Genomic DNA, 16738 nt, shown 5'->3' on the forward strand with positions numbered 1-16738 from the left:
TTTTATCTTATGATTCCAAATTCATCATGGATACCGCATGGTAGCCGGCATCCACATGCAGCACTTCCGCGGTAATACCTGAGGCAAGGTTTGAACACAGGAACGCGGCGGTGTTACCCACTTCGTCGGCTGTGACGTTGCGCTTCAGGGGGGTGCTCTCCGCATAGGCATGCTGCATCTTACGAAAGTCCTTAATGCCTGCAGCAGCCAGCGTTTTGATGGGACCCGCTGAAATCGCGTTGACGCGTATGCCTTTGGGGCCGAGGCTGGCAGCCAGGTAACGTACCGTTGCTTCCAGGCTTGCCTTGGCAACGCCCATGACGTTGTAATTGGGTACCGCTTTTTCAGCGCCGTAGTAACTCAGGGTCAGAATGGAACCCTGACTGTCCTGCATCAGTGGCATGGCCGCTTTGGTTAAGGCAACCAGACTGTAGGCGCTGATGTCGTGGGCAATGCGAAATCCTTCGCGGGTGCTGCACTCAACAAAATCACCGCTGATTTGATCAGCGGGCGCAAACGCTACGGAATGAACCAGAATATCAAACTGTGGCCAGTGACGACCCAGCTGGTCCATTACTGCCTGAATTTCCCGGTCAGACGACACGTCGCAGGGAAAGGTCAATGTGGAACCAAATTCGGCTGCCATGGTTTCAACACGGCTCTGCAGTTTTTCGTTTTGCCAGGTAAAGGCCAGTTCAGCGCCTTGTTCATGAAAGGCTTTGGCTATTCCGTAAGCGATTGAACGGTTGCTGGCCAGGCCAACAATCAGTGCCTTTTTACCTTGTAAAAATCCCATGTCATCTCCTTTGGTCTTTCTGATGAGTCGCAAGTAGTTCACGCATTTTAGCCTGGATCATGTCGATAGCAATGCGATTTTCGCCCCCTCTGGGAACAATCACGTCGGCATATCGGCTCGATGGCTCGATAAACTGTAAATACATCGGGCGTACGGTTGTTTCGTATTGATGTACCACGGATTCAAACGAACGATGCCGTTCAACGACGTCACGTTTCAGACGGCGTAACAGACAGATGTCCAGAGGCGTAGACATGAAAATACGAATATCCATGGCTTCGCGCAGGGCTTTGTCGCTGAACAGCAGAATACCCTCGATAATAATAATGGCGTGACTGCCAATACGCCGGGTTTCCGGCATACGCAGATGTTTTGAGTGCGAATAAATTGGGATATCGACCGTCTTCAGCTGTTGCAGCTGCCGCAAATGATCGCAAAGCAGGGCATGATCAAAGGCATTGGGATGATCATAGTTAATTTTTTCCCGCTCGGCAAAAGGCAGGTGCCCATTGTCCTTATAATATGCATCTTCAGAGATGACCGCCACCTGATCCGAACCGAGTTCACTGACGATAGTATTGGCTAAAAGACTTTTGCCTGAGGCAGAAGGGCCTGAAATTCCGATAATAATAGGTTGTTTGCTCATGGTTACACAATTCAAAAATTTGCACAGATAGTACTCTTTTATGAGCAGAAATTCAATCGATCGTCACTTAAGTCTTTGCAAAAAACATCTTTAGACAGGGAAGACTGGCTGTTAACCTCGGTTTCGTTTTAATAGCACGTACATGGCGCCCGTACCGCCATCTCTGGGGTGAGCGCTGTGGAAGGCCAGTACCTGTGGGATCTGTGGCAGCCAGTGGTTGACCAGATTTTTTAATACGGGGGCTTCGCCATTCAGGCTGCCTTTGCCATGGATAATGAGCAGGCAGCGATGATGCTGGGCCATTTGCTGTCGGATAAACGACAGTAAAACCCGTTGCGCATCGTCGGGTCGGAAGCCGTGCAGATCCAGTCTTGCTTCCCAGCGAATCTGTCCCTGCCTCAATTCACGCATGCGTTTAGGTGGAATCTGATGACCGCTGTAGGATAGAACGCAGTGAGACTGGACCTCTTCAGGATAGTAGCTCGACAGGTATAACTCCTGCTCCTGTACCTCTTTATGGTCTGCGGTTTCAGGTCCGGGGCGGGGCTGTCCAGTTTTGTTACGTGGTGCCGGGCGACTTTCTGATGCCGGTATTCCTGGATTTTTTTTAAGTGGCCTGGTCGCCAGCACGGCCTGCCGAAACAAGGCCTTGTCTTCATCAGATATCATGGCGTTATTACACAGTGAAATACATGATTAAAGTATAACACAGGCCGTTTAGCCGCGTTTTAATTCGCTTACTACAAAGCGCGTCAACTCAGCCGTGAAGCGCTCGGCTGCCTGATTAGCCGCAATCACACCGCCATAGGGTGTATCCATCGGGCAGGGGATTCGCTGGCTGATAACGCGGGAGGCGATAACGCGATTATCGGAAACATGGGTTAAAACCACTTTGACCGTCAAGCGGATTTCGCTGGGGTGTTGCAGGAAATTCTGTTGTAATTCGATTAATTGCGTATCAAGGCGATAATCGGTCTGATCCGAGGTTGGGCTGGAGGCAACAGCATAGAAATAACCTGAGCGCTGTATGCTTTGTAAAATCAAGGGGAACAACATGTCCGCGGGGGCGCTGATCCAGGCGTTGTTGGCGAATGAACTGATTTCAAAGGTTTTTTTAACGTAGAGCATTTGCTCCGTCTGGTAACCTGCCACGGCTTCCGGCTGCGTGATCAGGATGGAATGCTGGCTGGCGCGTGTAGCCAGCTGTTTACCGCTGAAGCTGCCCAGTTTGTATTGATAGGATACGGCTGGCTTGATAGGTGAGCAGGCAAGCAGGCACAGCAAAATGCAGGGTAGAATCAGTTTAGCCAGTGTCTTCACTTTCTTTCTCCAGGCCCAGGGGTCGGTGCCGTTGTGCCACGTATCACAATGGCCGGGTTCTGTCGCATCTGGGCACTTATCTTTTCCAGATTTGCCGCGATATTGTTTAATTTATTCAGCAGATTGACCGCAGGCGGTATGGTCTGCTGGGAAATTTTATTGATGGCTGTTTCACCAGACTTCATCGTGCTTGAGATTTGCTTGCCGGCGCTGCTCATCTGACGTATGGCGGCAGGTAGTTCGGCGCTGACCGCGTTTAGATTTTTCAGACTTTCACTGATGTCTTTTTCATGTCTGGCAACCACATCGGTAAAGGTTCGCAGATTGGAAAGAGACGTCTTGAAATTGGAAATGTTTTCTTTGTCCAGCACGTTATTTAATTTCATACTCACGGTTTTAACGCTTTCAGACACTTCTTTGAGTACGCTGTCGAGCTGGTGGAACAAAGAAGGCTTACTGGGAATGATTGGATATTTTTCATCAGGCAGTTTTTTCAGCGGCGTCAAATCAGATGAACTGGCCGACAGGCCGACGTATGTGGTGCCGGTAATGCCCTGAGAAATCAAGGTGGCAGTGGTGCTGATCGTAATCGGCGTGCCTTCCACAATTTTAAGCAGCAGGCGGACCTGCCTTGGATCGGTGCGGCTCAGCGAAATTTTGGATACGGAGCCAACCTGAACGCCGTTGAATTTCACCGGCGATTCTTCGCTCAGACCTGAAACAGCTTCGCGAATAAGAACAACGTAATTACTGTAGCTTTTTTGGTCAAACCCAACCGACAGCCATAAAGCCGTTATCAGCAGGCCTGCTGTCAGGATCAGTACAGCCAGCCCCACCAGGGTATAGTTGGTTTTTGCTTCCAAAAATAGACTCCATGCAGTGATAAATAATTACTATATCAGGTTACATTACTAAAATAATCCACAATCATTGGATGAGGATTTTGCATTAATTCCGCCAGAGGCGCAACGGCCAGCACTTTACCATCCCCGATAAAGGCCACCCGGTCGGTGATGCGTCTTAACGATTCTATATCATGACTGATCATGACCACTGTTAAGTTCAACGTATCACGTAAAAACAGAACCAGGTCGTCAAATCTTCGAGCGCTGTGGGGATCAAGGCCTGTTGTGGGCTCATCCAGAAACAATAGCTCCGGATCCATGGCAATGGCCCGCGCTGCGGCTGCGCGCCGCTGCATCCCGCCACTCAGCTGCGAAGGAAATTTACCGGCCGATTCTTTAGGTAATCCTACCAGAGCCAGCTTGAGCATGGCCAGCTCCTGCATGAAGCTGTTATCCAGAGACGTAAACTCACGCATGGGGAACATGATATTGTCTTGAACCGTTAAGGCCGAAAAGAGGGCGCTGTGCTGAAAGAGCATGCCCCAGCGCTGCCGGAGTCGGGTTGCTTCCTGCTCTGACAGGGTTGACAGGTCCCTGCCGAATATTTTGATGTGCCCGGCAGTGGGTTTTAACAGCATTAAAAGACAGCGAAAAATAGTGGTTTTACCGCTGCCACTGCCGCCGATGACCGCAACGATTTCACCCTGATTAACCGTCAGGTTAACATCGGAATGTACCCATTGATTGCCAAGGTAGTTCTTCAGACCCGTAATCTCGATTATTGGTTCACTCATAGCTAAAGGTCCAGCCAACTGTACACAATGGAGAATATGGCATCTGCGATGATGATAAGAAAGAGCGCCTGGACCACGCTGCGGGTGGTGAGCTGACCGACACTGTCGGCGTTAGGCTGAACCATGAATCCCTGATAACAGCCAACCAGCGCGGTGATGAGAGCAAAGGCCGGCGCTTTATATAAACCCAGCATCAGCTGCCGCAGCCCCACGGATTCTTTTAATCGACTCAGGAAATCAAAATGATCCACGCCCAGCATGGCTTTGGCCATGAACATGGCACCGAGGATGCTGAAAAAATCGGCCCAGAATATCAACAAAGGAAACACGATAAGCATGGCCAGAACCTTAGGCAATACCAGTAATTCCGTAGGGGACAGACCCATGGTCTGCACCGCGTCAATTTCCTCATTGACCTTCATGCTGCCAATCTGCGCGGTAAAGGCCGAACTGGTTCTACCGGCCACAATAATGGCGGTAATCAGAGGCGCAAATTCACGAAAAATAGCCATGCCGGACAGGTAGGCGATAAAAATATTGGCGCCGTAAGTCTGCAGCTGCAAACCCATTTGATAGGCGAGCACGATGCCAATCAGGAACGACAGCAGACCGATGATGGGCAAGGCCTGTATACCGGCTGTATTGATATTGGACACAATACTGGGCAGGCGAAAACGCCGCCAATTGCCCAGCGTGAGGACCAGGTTCTGAAATAAATCACCCAGAAGCGTGACGAATCCACTGGTCTGCTTAAATTTTTCCACAGCCTGCACGCCCAACAGATACAGCAGACCATGCCGTTTAGGAGGGGGGACCTGATAGTCCAGCACGTCCTGTTTTGACTTAACCAGTTCCAGCAGGGATAACTGCCGTTCGGAAAAATCAATCAGGCTGACGTCTTTGCCCTGTTGCTCCAGCCTGAGCAGGTAGCCGGCCAGAGCAATCGCGCCCGCACTGTCGAAATGCTCAAGCTGCCTGCCACTGAGCGTGACTCGTTCCGCTTCTGGAAGAGGTTCTCGGGCCAGGCTCGACGACAGCGAGCCTAACTCGGTAACCGACCAGGAACCCCGGCACAAATAGCCATCGTCGCTCTCGACAAATTGTGCGTTGTTTTTGGTCATAATCGCCATGCGTTCAGGAAATAGCCTAGGATAATACGAAACGCATCCACACGGCAAAGAGCTAATGATAAAAAACGAAATTATTTTGGCCGCAGCATGCTTTGCGTTCTCCTTTTCGGCTCTTTTTCGAGCACATAATTTTCTTTCATTTTTATTTCCCTGCGCAGCTCTTCCTTATGTCTTACTGGTTGTTTTGAAAAGCTTTTATACAGCCGGAACTGTTCATAAGAGTGGCGTTCGGTTTTTATGATTTCATGTCCGTTTGTCAGCTGTTTCGTTTTACGCAGTTTCGATCTTACCGCTGCGCCCGAAGCATTGAACTCCTTAACCAGGGCTCTGCGCAGGGTATAGGTCTGCCCGGCGACCGCCATGTATATTAGCATGTCCATCTGCTTTTCTGGAAAGTGCCAGGCTGGACTCGTTGCTCCAAAGGCTTCCGGATGCCATTGAACCGCCAGGAATGGCGCGCCTGGATGTTTGTTTTCCAGAGCTTCAATACAGTCGTCTGGTTTGATTTTTTGTTTATCCGGGGAGTGACCATCAATGGGAGCAAGCGTATCATCCCGTACCGAGCGAGCCGAGATGATAAGGTCGGGAGGCAGCTTACTGGGATCGGCGGCATAAGAATGGACACTGTTCACAGGCAGTTGCATGTCTGGTGTATGATACAGGCTCAACGCAGCCAGGGTCAGTCTGGCCTCCGGAGCTACCTCGATTCGATGAACCATCTTATTATTGACCACCTCAGGTGCGACTCTTGATAAATGAGGCATGCCTCCGCGATAATTGTGCCCGGAAACAGCCATGATGTCCCCACCAAACTGCTTATAGAAAGTCCATAATCCACCGCAGACAGCCAGAACAGGCTGACCACGCAGGCGGGCACCTCGGATGATGTCCATTTCAAGGGACATTCTCTCCTGGTAGGCCTGTGTTTTATATTCAGCGGCTGATACACCCGGTATGTAGATCAGGCCAGATTCTGCGATGTTGATATTTTCTGATTCTGGAACCAGGCGATGTATTTTGTGATGTTCAACACCAAAGGGCAATGTGATGTGTGCCGTCATCTTGAGCTGTGATTTCAGCAGACTGGGCAGTCTTCCACCAGGAGTAATCACCTGCGTTGGACGGCTTGTTACCTTTTGTAATCTATGATGATCAAAAAGGGCACCTTTTCCTTCTCCATCAGGTCGATCCGACACGGCAATTTTAGCCGGGCATCTCGCAACCTTGGTGGCACCCTGCTCAAGATGAGCCTTCGTTCTCGCTCTTTTTTTTGAAGTAGAGGCATCGATAAAATAAGGCAGAATGGAGGGAAGATGCTCTTGTCGATGGATTCTGAGGGGTTTTTTTGCAGGCGTTTTTACAGTGCTTTTTGCCTCACCCAGGAAGCCTTGCGTCGCGCTGATGAAAAAATCGCTTTTCACGTAGGTGTTTTCTGAAAATTTGTCTGGCATATGTGTTCTCTGGGTAAAAAAACCGCAATTATATTAACGAAGAAACAAATGGTCAATTATTCATAAATTTAACAGGGCAGATAGAATCTGACCTGCTAATCCGAATTTCAATACTCCAAAACGCTGTCTTGTGATAAAATGCTGCATATTTCCCTGCGCGATAACCGATCATGCACGACGATTACAGCCAATTTGAGCAACGTAAACAAGATCACATCGAACTGGCGTTGCTGCCCGTGAACCAGGCCAATGAACGCCAGGCCTTTGACCGGGTTAACCTGATCCATGAGGCTCTGCCTGATCTGGACTTTCAGGATATCCAAATCAACAGCATCCGTTTTGGGCAGGCCGTTCCTAACCCCTTTCTGGTCAGTTCCATGACCGCCGGGCATAAGGGGGCTGAGTCGATAAACCGTCGTTTGATTGAAGCCTGCTCCCAGAGCGGCTGGTATATGGGGGTGGGGTCGCAGCGTCGTGAATTATCTGATCCTCTCGCTGCTTCCGAATGGCTGCCGCTGCGTCGTGATTTTCCCCATGCTGATTTACTCGGTAATCTTGGTATTGCGCAGTTGCTGACCGCATCCCTGTCTGATATTCAACGCTTGACCGACGTATTAGAGGCGCGCGCACTGATCATTCACTGCAATCCGTTGCAAGAGGTCATTCAACCCGAAGGAACACCACAGTTCAAGGGCTGCTGGCAGGCTCTTGAACGATTGGTTAACAGCCTGAGTATTCCCATCGTAGTGAAAGAAACAGGCTGCGGTTTTTCATCATCTACCCTGAAACGTCTTAATGATACAGGTGTTGCCGCAGTCGATGTCAGCGGTCTTGGTGGAACACACTGGGGGCGCATCGAAGGCGCACGTGCCTCATTCGAGTCCATACAATCCAGAACCGCTCAGACCTTTAAAAACTGGGGTATTGATACCGTGACCAGCGTAGAACACGCCGCTGCTCTTAAGCCACGTTTCGAGATATGGGGTTCCGGTGGCGTACGCCATGGCCTGGATGCGGCCAGGTTACTGGCTCTCGGGGCCAGCAGTATCGGTTTCGCCAAGCCCATGCTGGAAGCCGCCATGAACAGTGCCGACAGCGTTTACAAATTAATGAAGACTATTGAATACGAACTGCGGGTTGCCATGTTTTGCACAGGCAGCCGCGTTATCAGCGAGTTGAAGGAGAAAGTATGCCTATAAGCAATCAGGCGGGCCAGTTATTCCAGGGGTTTTCCCGTCTTGATCGCGGTGAGCGGTTCCAGCGCTTAATACAGCTGGGTGCTCTTACCATCGAAGATCTGGATTATTTGCGCAATGGGGGCGTCACAGACACCGGCCTTGCTGACAAGCTTATCGAAAATGTGATCGGCTATTTTCAACTGCCCCTGGGGGTTGCGACCAACTTTCATATAGACGGTCAGGACTATGTCATTCCGCTGGCAGTGGAAGAAACGTCCATCATTGCCGCTCTGTCCAAAACCGCAAAATGGATCCGGCAGCAGGGTGAAATTAATACCTGGGTTGATGGCGAATGCATCATCGGCCAGATCCAGCTGGCCCGGGTCAACAACTACGAACGGCTTGAAGCAGTTTTTCAGGAAAACAAACGATTCTTAATTGAAAAAGCCAACGAAGACGTCGCGGCAAATATGGTCAGACGAGGCGGCGGCGTGGCTGATCTGCATCTTCGCCGCCTGCCACGGCCCGATGGTGGGGTGATGGCGGTTATCCATCTCACCATGAACAGCTGCGATGCCATGGGTGCCAACATCATTAATCAGGTTCTGGAGTATTTGAAGGCGCCCATTGAAAATCTGAGTGGTGAATTAGTAACCATGTGTATTTTGTCTAATCTGAACGATCAGAAACTGACAACAGCTCAGGTTGTGATTCGTGATGTAGATACCGAACTGGGAGAGCGTCTGCAGGAGGCCTCCATCTTTGCTGAAACGGATCCCTATCGGGCTGCTACTCACAACAAAGGGGTTATGAACGGTATAGATCCCGTACTTATCGCCACCGGAAACGACTGGCGTGCCGTAGAGGCCGGCATGCACGCCTATGCCGCACACACCGGTCAATACCGGGCGCTGACCCGCTGGCGTTTTGCGGATGGCTGCCTGACTGGCCAGCTGACCGCACCGATCATCGTTGGTACTGTTGGCGGTGTAACGGCTTTGCATCCAACAGCCAGATTATGTCTGCGGATGATGGGTATTGAATCTGCCAATCACCTGTCGCGCGTTATCGCCGCTGTCGGGCTGGTGCAGAATCTGGGGGCCATCAAGGCTCTTTGCACTGAAGGTATCATTCAAGGGCATATGAAGCTGCATATCGATAACCTGCTGATGGTAGCCGGAGCCTCCGAGCAGGAAATGCCACAACTGAAAACAGGCCTGCAGAATTATCTGGTTGAAAACAAGCGGGTCAGTCTGAATAACGCCCGCGAACTGCTGGCAGCCATTCGACAAGCGGCAGCAACAGAATGAAGTGGCGCATACCGGCCAAAACATTTCTGCTGGGGGAATACGCCGCAGTTGCCGGTGCAGGCGCCATTGTTCTGACTACAGCGCCCTGTTTTGAACTGAGCCTGACCAGTGGAGATTATCCTTCCGCCATCCACCCCGAATCACCGGCTGGTCGCTGGTGGTCGCGCTGCCGGCATCCACAGGGGCTGCTATGGCGAGATCCCTATGCGGGGCAGGGTGGATTAGGCGCATCCAGCGCACAATTTCTGGGTGCCTGGCTGGCTGATTGCTATTTATCTGGTCAGGAACCTGAGTTCGAGGCCATGCTGAAAGCCTATTACCAGTCCTCCTGGACAGGCCAGGGCCTGCGCCCCAGTGCCTACGATGTTCTGGCTCAGTCACAACAGCAATGCGTCTATATTAACCGAAACGATAACCAGATCATCAGCTACGACTGGCCTTTCCACGATCTGTCCTTCCTGCTCCTGCACAGCGGCCACAAACTGGCCACGCATCATCACCTGCAGGCAGCAACACTGCCATCCCTGCACAAACTGATTCTCCTGGCAGAGGATGCAAAACAGGCATTCGAGCGAGCCGACAGCGAGCAGCTGATCACGACCATCAATGCCTGGCAACAGGAGCTAAGCTCCCTGCACCTGACCGCCGGTCATACGCTGCGGCAACTGGATGAATTGAAATCCAACCCATCCATTCTGGCCGCCAAAGGCTGCGGAGCCCTTGGTGCCGATGTTTTGCTGCTGCTCATCCCGACCTGCGAGCTGGACAAACAGGTTCTCAGTCTGAGCACCCAGGGCTGGACAATTCTGGCCAGTAACAAGACCTTATACAGAGAGAACACATTAATCAAAAAAAAACACATGAAAGGGCTTGAATTTTCGTCTTAATCCGGTATCATTTCAGCCTTCTTGGGCCGTTAGCTCAGCTGGTAGAGCAGAAGGCTCTTAACCTTTGTGTCATAGGTTCGATCCCTATACGGCCCACCAGGTTGATAGCAGTCATCCCATAGAAGAAAGTACCACCCAGTAATGGGCCGTTAGCTCAGTTGGTAGAGCAGAAGGCTTTTAACCTTTGTGTCATAGGTTCGAATCCTATACGGCCCACCATTTTGGTCAAACCCATTCATGACCAGAATGTTTAGAAGATTTTCGTTGTAATGGGCCGTTAGCTCAGTTGGTAGAGCAGAAGGCTTTTAACCTTTGTGTCATAGGTTCGAATCCTATACGGCCCACCATTTTCAAACCACACCCCAATGCGCTCGTAGCTCAGCTGGATAGAGTACTTGGCTTCGAACCAAGGTGTCGGGGGTTCGAGTCCCTCCGAGCGCACCATATAATCAAGCACTTACGCTTTTTTTTGATGATTCAGAAAAGCAGGTGTAGCAAATTTGTAACACTTTTTTCTACACTCTTGCCTGTTCACCAAATGTAGCTGTTACACCCATTGATCCAATCCTGTTTGCAGCATGTCGCAAATGGTCACCGGATAGATGCGCATAACGTAATACCATTTCAAAACTTGACCAGCCACCGAGCTGCTGTAGCTCTTGTAAACTGGTGCCATTCTGAACATGCCAACTCGCCCATGTATGCCTTAAATCATGCCAGCGAAAATTTTTAATTCCCGCACGATCTAACGCTTTGGTCCAGGCTTTTGTATTGCATTGTTGAATAGATTTGTCTTTATAGGTAAAAACAAACTCTGGATGAGTGCCTGATCGAGCTTTAAGCACGGCCATGGCATTGTCATTCAATGGAACAGAAATCGCTTTATTGGTTTTTGCCTGATCTGGATGAATCCATGCATGCTGCTTCAGCATGTCAACCTCGTGCCAGCGAAGGCCTGTCACGTTTGATGCGCGTAGTCCAGTCGCCAGAGAAAATGCCGCCATATCTTTCAGATGCGGTGGTAATTCGTTTAACAGGCGATTGGCTTCTGGTACCGTTAACCAGCGAATTCTGCTCTTTTCAACTTTTCGCATACGCACAGCAGGAACTTTATCAAGCCATTCCCACTCACGGTATGCTCTACTCAAGATAGCTCTTACTACTTCAAGAACCCGGTTTACTGTCGTTTGACTGACACCTTCAGCTTCCTTTTTAAGCGCAACTTCCTCAAGAAGGTCACGATTAATCTCATGAAGCTGATAATTACGCAGATGTTTGTCTAACCACCGTAAATGCACTTTGTCGGTTTCCAGACTACGCTTGGCTTGATTTTCATTTAACCAGCGGAGAACTGCATCGCGCCAGGAATAGACGGGTTTATTTTCAAGTTTGGTTACACTCCAAAGCTCGGCTTTAAACTTATCGTGATATTCCTGAGCGGCTACCTTGTTGGCAGTCCCAGTGCTTCGTTGTACTCTTTGTCCATTATGGGTGAAGCTGACCCACCAAATCGTGTTTCTTTTGTAAAGCGCCATTGTTTCTCACTCCTGGTAACAGCGCCTTGCGATGTAACACGGTCAGAATACCTGGAACGCATATACAACACAAGATCTTGTTCAATAAAACGCCATCCGCGACCAATTTTTACACTGGGAAGTGCGCCTGATACTGCCATGCGTCGAATCGTTTCTTTGTGAGCACCAAGTAGTTGAGCTGCTCCAAGGATGTTGAGTGTTTTGGTAGAATGTGTGTAACCCACATTAGAGATGCCTTGAGTAGTTGAAGAAGACATAACTTAATTCCTTGATTAAATAAAACGAATCGTGTTTTTATTTAATCATTACGTGTTTATTATGTCAAGTTAATTGACGTTAATAATAAAAAAGCCCCAAAAGGGGCTTAGTAGTTAGAAAACACATGTGTATAACCATCCACCTCCACTGAAAAATAATCGTTTATAAACAAATCACGAGCAAATGCCTCGTAATCGAAATAAAACAATAAATTATCCGGTATTGCGTTGTTATAGCATTCTTCAAAAATGTGTTCAGCGAATTCAACCTCACTATCATATACTCCATGATAATGTTCCTCTAGAATCTTTTCCGCATCCTCAATGCTGTAATCACCAAGAAGAGCTGCTCCCAGCTCTCCATGTTCCGTGATGAACTCAGCGATTTTGACGACTTGTTCAATGCCTTCATATTCGCTCAAGCTCAATCCACCAAAACCTTCATAATCATGGATCGCATATTCCTCTGCATTTTCAATGGGACTATCCGCCAACATCTTTTGAATGTCGGCATTAATCTCATCAATATCCTGTGCTGCGTCTATCCATGCTCCGTGTAAAATGCCATTGTTGTATGCTGCCAGGCACGCTACGTAGATTTTTGGGGTATCCATTCTTGTCTCCTTGAATTACAGGAGATCAATAACCCCGGTGGGAGCATTAATCTCCCGTTGGGGTTATTGTGGTGTTTAGAAAGGCGTTTCTTCGGAGCTGGTTTCCAATATTTCGCGCATTTGTGCAAGCTGCGTTTCAGCGCTCATGGATACCGGTTCTTTAGTGGCTTCTTCTTTGGCTTTGGCATGGCCTAATAATTGAACATTGGTAACAACGATGCTGGTTGAGCGTTGTGTGTTTCCGGCATTGTCGGTCCAGTTATTCGAGCGAATTCTGCCCTCAATATAAACCTGACTCCCTTTGCGCAGATGTTCTGTTATTTTGACCATGGATCCAAAAAATATAAGCTGATGCCATTCTACGACTGACTCCCATTCACCATTGCGTTTAAGGGATTCGTTGGTAGCCAGTGAAACGGTGGCGAAGAGGTTGCCTCCTTTTGTGGTGATTGATTTTGGCTCCGCACTAATGTGGCCGATCAGCGAAACTTTGTTTAACGTTGCAGTCATTTTGTTCTCCAGTTGTAAGTTAAAAAAATCCGCACAACAGGAAAATAGCCGCACAGAGCAGTTGTTTTCCTGTTGTGCGGATGAGTAGTTTGGTCGTTAAATAACGTTTTGGTAGATCAGATTTGTTTGAAGGTGAAGCGAAGCTTTTCTATTTCCTGATCGATTTGGTCACAATCCTGCGAGGATAATTCACTTCTCATTTGACGAAGTTCGTTCACACAGCAGAGCAGGTCAAAAAGAGCTTGTTCTTTTCTTAAGATAACAGAGGGTGTTTGTTGCATGGTATGTTCTCCTGAAAGCTGGGAAATACCGACCCGGACGGGGAAAGTAATTCCCCGAGGTGGGTTGATTAAATGAAATAGTCTTGTTTAGTGATTGAAGTGCAGTAGCGCAGACAAATAGGCAGCCAATGAGAACCCAACGGTTATCACCGTACCCACCATCCAGCGCCGGGATGCCAATAGCTCGACTTTATTATCACGAAGCTGTTGCTCATGATATTTCGAGATATCTTTCATTCGGGCATCGAACTCGCGTTTTTGTTCAGCAAGTTTTTCATCTTGCTTGGAAAACACTTTTTCAACCGCTTCACTTAACATGCCATTGACCTCATGTTTACTATAGATATTAAGGATTTCAATCTTGGTCAGCGTTGACATAAAACCATCCGCTTCGCTTGATTTAACACCTTTCTTTTCCAGTAGTCTAGCATATTTCAAACTATCACACTGTATCCGCATGGGGTATTTCTCCTTGAAAAAAGCCAGATAAACGCCCAATACTGGCGGTTTCTCCAGCATTGAACATGCTTTTTCACCACAAACCTGGTTGAATCGCCTGATTTTTAAAGAACGTTGTTGCTGCACAGGTTTCACAAACAAGATATGTCAGTAAATGATGTCAAACAGGTTTAAAACATGGTGTTTTAATGAGGTTCCATCTTGAGGGATGGTTGGTATTGGTAAACCAGAATTCCCGACTAACGTTCTGCCATAAGATTGGGGAATGATGATGGCTATTCACAAGACCTTGCGGTTTCACCTGAGTTTCACAGGTTCGTCAGTTGTGTTGCTTGTATTATACTATTGTTTTCAATAAAAACAACAAATCGTGTTTTAAATATTTTTTATAACACAATGCGGTTATTTATAATTACTCTTCAACAAGATTAGCCACAGTAAATTTTGGTAATCGCTATTCTGGAGTGTCCCAGCTCTCTACTGATGATATGTCGGGCCTTTCTGTCCATTGCTTTTTCAATAGCAGTCATTTCAGCGTATTTTTTCCCACCTGCAATGGGGGGGACCAGGCCTTGTCTGTAAGGGTCGAAGGACAGGGTTAGTTCTTTAAACCTGCGTTGCGCGTAGGCATGACGTAGACCGTGTAGTTTACATACTCCCATGGCCTTGGTCTGGGTCTGATAGTGGCTCAGATGTTGTTTGTATGTCCTTTCTTTCGGGATTAGCGATTCGCCACTTGCAACCAGACGAGAGACTTTTTCCAGCCACTGGCGTTGCTCCTGACTCATGATGGTTAATGTTCTACCGATTCCACCTTTTGTCCAACTGGGCATTATTTTCAGAGTATTACCTTGCCACGCTTCACTGAGCGTAAATTTTAAAGACTCTTCCCGTCTCAGGCCAAACAACACCTGTCCCTCCAATGAGAGGCGAATATACGGATCCTGACATTTTGTCAGATCCAGATTATGAATAGCCTTGTTATGGCTCGGAATATAGGTTCTTTTGTCAATCTGATAATCATCATTGCATGGTTTAACCAGATTGGGATTGCCGAGCAAGATAGCCGTTTTTCGGAGCTTGGACATGTAGTTTTTAATTGTCGCAGGGTTTTTGTCCTGGCGTTTCCAGTGTTCCACCAAAGCATAGATATGCTTGGCTTTTAACCCTTTAACATGGCTGAGTTTAAAGCCTAATTCGTGTAGATCTTTGATGCAGCGATACAACATATGGCGCATGTCCGCCTGACTGGCGAAAGATTGCCGAGCCGATAATTTGATCAGCTCATTAATAGAAAATTTAGCACTTCGTAATTTCGAGTTACTCACGCAAATACCCCCATAACGTTGTTCTGGAACGTAAGCCCATTTCGCGCATAATCAGTAGCGTCAATTGGTAATGATTCAGGGTAGGGGAGAGCTGCGCGTGAAGCATGCGGGCGTATAGGTAACGGTAGCATTTTTTTACGGATAGTTTTTCTGTTTTTAACGCATATTTATAAGCGTGACGAACAGTATCGTATCCGAATGCATATATCAAATTTTTGGTACTGTTTGTTAATGAAGAAAGATCCCTGATTATAGTTTTCTGAAAATCCGTTCGAAACGGTACAATCCGATCCTGACTGTTTGATGTAATTTCCCGAGTTAGCCAAATCGCATTTTCTTGAATATGAATTTCGGGTATGAGGTGTATAGCCTCGCTGAATGTCAAGCCAAATTGAGCCTGGAGGCAGATCAGGGTTCGGGCAATAGGGTCAGATATTTTTTGCAAATCATCGAGCATTATTTTACGATTAATTTGTAATGTATTTTTTCGTGACAGACCCAGATTTTTGTTGTCAATTTCCGGTAAGATGTGCTCAATGCTTTGCAAGAAATATCGTATTACAGTCATGTATTTCATAATGGTGGCAGTCTTGATTTTTTTTCGGTGCCAGTGAGCAACCAGGTGATGAATGTGATCTTTGGTCAGCGCATGCCATTTTGGCGGGATATCGCCTATCGAGAAAAGCGAGTCAATCATGTTATGAATAACAAAATGACGGAATAATTTATCACGATGAGATCCGCGATTATCCAATTTAAGGAAGCAATCGGCTTGTTGGCGTAACTGACTTTTTCTCATTTTTAAACTCATGAAACACTATTTGCCCAGATTTTTAGTTTAGTGTTGGTAGAGCAGCTCACTAAAAAGTGATGCTTGGCATAAAGCCACAAGGCTCAGTTCAGGGGCAAATCAGTAGTTAAACTTCAAAATACCTTGCATTTTCCTTATATTGTTTTCTCCTTGTATTTATTGATTGAAGGGACTCAAATTTCAGACGAAATAAATGAGCATTGAAGGTCAATACAAACGTGTATTGTGTGGTTCAAATCCCGAGAGGGAGTTGTACTGCAAGTACCGCAGAGGATCCTAAAATAAATCAGGTGAGGTGAAGTTCCCGACTAACGTTCCGCCATGAGATTAGGGAATGATGATGACTTTCGCATAAGACCGTTTGGTTTCACCTGAATCGCACAGGCTCATCAGTTATGCTTTGGTGCAGCGTAGCAAAGAGGGCTGTATCAGACAAGAGAGTTTATTGATATTTTTTGTTCAAGCGCGTGAGACGCGCTTGAACAAACAGTGTTAATGTATTGATTATATGTGAAAAATTTGCATACATTCGTCTGCGTCACTGCGGTAAAACCTCAGTGACGCAGACGCCGATGAAAAGATAAGT

At 47.7% G+C, this 16738-nt stretch carries 19 protein-coding genes and 4 tRNA genes; 7 read left to right on the forward strand and 16 right to left on the reverse strand.

The genetic code is table 11. The annotated features are described in order from the left end of the window. Positions 1-7: 7 nt before the first annotated feature. The 8 genes from ACQUTA_RS08355 to ACQUTA_RS08390 all read right to left on the reverse strand — a co-directional run bounded on the left by ACQUTA_RS08355 (position 8) and on the right by ACQUTA_RS08390 (position 6982). Positions 8-796, reverse strand: a complete 789-nt coding sequence (locus tag ACQUTA_RS08355; protein WP_444987784.1) for an enoyl-ACP reductase FabI — start codon at positions 794-796, stop codon at positions 8-10. Position 797: 1 nt separating this feature from the next. Further along, a complete protein-coding gene (udk, locus tag ACQUTA_RS08360) occupies positions 798-1442 on the reverse strand; it encodes a uridine kinase (RefSeq protein WP_444987785.1) in 645 nt (214 codons plus the stop codon). Between the two features lie 111 nt (positions 1443-1553). Beyond that, positions 1554-2111 (reverse strand): Smr/MutS family protein, encoded by a 558-nt coding sequence (locus tag ACQUTA_RS08365; protein ID WP_444987786.1) that lies wholly within the window; start codon positions 2109-2111, stop codon positions 1554-1556. Positions 2112-2159: 48 nt separating this feature from the next. Continuing rightward, complete coding sequence (locus ACQUTA_RS08370) at positions 2160-2762, reverse strand: ABC-type transport auxiliary lipoprotein family protein (RefSeq protein WP_444987787.1); 603 nt, start codon at positions 2760-2762, stop codon at positions 2160-2162. Continuing rightward, positions 2759-3625 (reverse strand): MlaD family protein, encoded by an 867-nt coding sequence (locus ACQUTA_RS08375; protein WP_444987788.1) that lies wholly within the window; start codon positions 3623-3625, stop codon positions 2759-2761. Before ACQUTA_RS08375 ends, ACQUTA_RS08370 begins: the two co-directional genes overlap by 4 nt. A gap of 35 nt (positions 3626-3660) precedes the next feature. Then, positions 3661-4401 carry an ABC transporter ATP-binding protein gene (locus ACQUTA_RS08380; protein ID WP_444987789.1) on the reverse strand — a complete coding sequence of 247 codons (741 nt, stop codon included), beginning with the start codon at positions 4399-4401 and terminating at the stop codon, positions 3661-3663. 2 nt (positions 4402-4403) lie between these two features. Then, positions 4404-5522 carry an ABC transporter permease gene (locus ACQUTA_RS08385; RefSeq protein WP_444987790.1) on the reverse strand — a complete coding sequence of 373 codons (1119 nt, stop codon included), beginning with the start codon at positions 5520-5522 and terminating at the stop codon, positions 4404-4406. Between the two features lie 80 nt (positions 5523-5602). Further along, complete coding sequence (locus tag ACQUTA_RS08390; RefSeq protein WP_444987791.1) at positions 5603-6982, reverse strand: gamma-glutamyl-gamma-aminobutyrate hydrolase family protein; 1380 nt, start codon at positions 6980-6982, stop codon at positions 5603-5605. Between the two features lie 170 nt (positions 6983-7152). Between ACQUTA_RS08390 and fni the strand changes: the two genes are divergently transcribed. The 7 genes from fni to ACQUTA_RS08425 all read left to right on the forward strand — a co-directional run bounded on the left by fni (position 7153) and on the right by ACQUTA_RS08425 (position 10801). Continuing rightward, a complete protein-coding gene (gene fni / locus ACQUTA_RS08395; RefSeq protein ID WP_444987792.1) occupies positions 7153-8181 on the forward strand; it encodes a type 2 isopentenyl-diphosphate Delta-isomerase in 1029 nt (342 codons plus the stop codon). Beyond that, a complete protein-coding gene (locus tag ACQUTA_RS08400; RefSeq protein ID WP_444987793.1) occupies positions 8172-9470 on the forward strand; it encodes a hydroxymethylglutaryl-CoA reductase, degradative in 1299 nt (432 codons plus the stop codon). The genes fni and ACQUTA_RS08400 overlap by 10 nt, the downstream gene beginning before the upstream one ends. After that, positions 9467-10357 (forward strand): hypothetical protein, encoded by an 891-nt coding sequence (locus tag ACQUTA_RS08405; protein ID WP_444987794.1) that lies wholly within the window; start codon positions 9467-9469, stop codon positions 10355-10357. The genes ACQUTA_RS08400 and ACQUTA_RS08405 overlap by 4 nt, the downstream gene beginning before the upstream one ends. Positions 10358-10380: 23 nt before the next feature. Then, positions 10381-10456 (forward strand) — tRNA-Lys (locus tag ACQUTA_RS08410). A 44-nt stretch (positions 10457-10500) separates the two neighbouring features. After that, positions 10501-10576: transfer RNA gene (locus ACQUTA_RS08415), tRNA-Lys, on the forward strand. Positions 10577-10628: 52 nt separating this feature from the next. Then, positions 10629-10704 (forward strand) — tRNA-Lys (locus tag ACQUTA_RS08420). 20 nt (positions 10705-10724) lie between these two features. Next, positions 10725-10801, forward strand: a tRNA-Arg gene (locus tag ACQUTA_RS08425). 71 nt (positions 10802-10872) lie between these two features. Here ACQUTA_RS08425 and ACQUTA_RS08430 read toward each other — a convergent pair. From ACQUTA_RS08430 to ACQUTA_RS08465, 8 genes are all read right to left on the reverse strand, one after another. After that, complete coding sequence (locus ACQUTA_RS08430; protein WP_444987795.1) at positions 10873-11892, reverse strand: tyrosine-type recombinase/integrase; 1020 nt, start codon at positions 11890-11892, stop codon at positions 10873-10875. Then, positions 11799-12149, reverse strand: coding sequence for a helix-turn-helix domain-containing protein (locus ACQUTA_RS08435; RefSeq protein WP_444987796.1), 351 nt, complete (start codon positions 12147-12149; stop codon positions 11799-11801). Before ACQUTA_RS08435 ends, ACQUTA_RS08430 begins: the two co-directional genes overlap by 94 nt. 107 nt (positions 12150-12256) lie before the next feature. Further along, positions 12257-12763 (reverse strand): antirestriction protein ArdA, encoded by a 507-nt coding sequence (locus ACQUTA_RS08440; RefSeq protein ID WP_444987797.1) that lies wholly within the window; start codon positions 12761-12763, stop codon positions 12257-12259. Between the two features lie 75 nt (positions 12764-12838). Beyond that, entirely contained in the window at positions 12839-13273 is a 435-nt protein-coding gene (locus ACQUTA_RS08445; protein ID WP_444987798.1) for a single-stranded DNA-binding protein, read from the reverse strand. Positions 13274-13389: 116 nt separating this feature from the next. Beyond that, complete coding sequence (locus tag ACQUTA_RS08450; RefSeq protein ID WP_444987799.1) at positions 13390-13554, reverse strand: hypothetical protein; 165 nt, start codon at positions 13552-13554, stop codon at positions 13390-13392. Positions 13555-13641: 87 nt separating this feature from the next. Beyond that, the gene (locus ACQUTA_RS08455; protein ID WP_444987800.1) at positions 13642-14154 is read right to left on the reverse strand and encodes a hypothetical protein; all 513 of its coding nucleotides are present in this window, start codon (positions 14152-14154) and stop codon (positions 13642-13644) included. A gap of 287 nt (positions 14155-14441) precedes the next feature. Then, positions 14442-15341: a phage integrase N-terminal domain-containing protein gene (locus ACQUTA_RS08460; RefSeq protein WP_444987801.1), complete on the reverse strand. Its 900-nt coding sequence runs from the start codon at positions 15339-15341 to the stop codon at positions 14442-14444. Further along, entirely contained in the window at positions 15334-16140 is an 807-nt protein-coding gene (locus tag ACQUTA_RS08465; protein WP_444987802.1) for a hypothetical protein, read from the reverse strand. The genes ACQUTA_RS08460 and ACQUTA_RS08465 overlap by 8 nt, the downstream gene beginning before the upstream one ends. Positions 16141-16738: the final 598 nt, after the last annotated feature.

The organism is Legionella navarrensis (assembly GCF_052527415.1).

Bases quoted from the DNA above. Each gene is read 5' to 3' on its own strand.
- ACQUTA_RS08355 (WP_444987784.1), bottom strand. From the start codon at position 796: ATGGGATTTTTACAAGGTAAAAAGGCACTGATTGTTGGCCTGGCCAGC.
- udk (WP_444987785.1), bottom strand. From the start codon at position 1,442: ATGAGCAAACAACCTATTATTATCGGAATTTCAGGCCCTTCTGCCTCA.
- ACQUTA_RS08365 (WP_444987786.1), bottom strand. From the start codon at position 2,111: ATGATATCTGATGAAGACAAGGCCTTGTTTCGGCAGGCCGTGCTGGCG.
- ACQUTA_RS08380 (WP_444987789.1), bottom strand. From the start codon at position 4,401: ATGAGTGAACCAATAATCGAGATTACGGGTCTGAAGAACTACCTTGGC.
- ACQUTA_RS08385 (WP_444987790.1), bottom strand. From the start codon at position 5,522: ATGACCAAAAACAACGCACAATTTGTCGAGAGCGACGATGGCTATTTG.
- ACQUTA_RS08390 (WP_444987791.1), bottom strand. From the start codon at position 6,982: ATGCCAGACAAATTTTCAGAAAACACCTACGTGAAAAGCGATTTTTTC.
- fni (WP_444987792.1), top strand. From the start codon at position 7,153: ATGCACGACGATTACAGCCAATTTGAGCAACGTAAACAAGATCACATC.
- ACQUTA_RS08400 (WP_444987793.1), top strand. From the start codon at position 8,172: ATGCCTATAAGCAATCAGGCGGGCCAGTTATTCCAGGGGTTTTCCCGT.
- ACQUTA_RS08405 (WP_444987794.1), top strand. From the start codon at position 9,467: ATGAAGTGGCGCATACCGGCCAAAACATTTCTGCTGGGGGAATACGCC.
- ACQUTA_RS08430 (WP_444987795.1), bottom strand. From the start codon at position 11,892: ATGGCGCTTTACAAAAGAAACACGATTTGGTGGGTCAGCTTCACCCAT.
- ACQUTA_RS08435 (WP_444987796.1), bottom strand. From the start codon at position 12,149: ATGTCTTCTTCAACTACTCAAGGCATCTCTAATGTGGGTTACACACAT.
- ACQUTA_RS08440 (WP_444987797.1), bottom strand. From the start codon at position 12,763: ATGGATACCCCAAAAATCTACGTAGCGTGCCTGGCAGCATACAACAAT.
- ACQUTA_RS08445 (WP_444987798.1), bottom strand. From the start codon at position 13,273: ATGACTGCAACGTTAAACAAAGTTTCGCTGATCGGCCACATTAGTGCG.
- ACQUTA_RS08450 (WP_444987799.1), bottom strand. From the start codon at position 13,554: ATGCAACAAACACCCTCTGTTATCTTAAGAAAAGAACAAGCTCTTTTT.
- ACQUTA_RS08465 (WP_444987802.1), bottom strand. From the start codon at position 16,140: ATGAGAAAAAGTCAGTTACGCCAACAAGCCGATTGCTTCCTTAAATTG.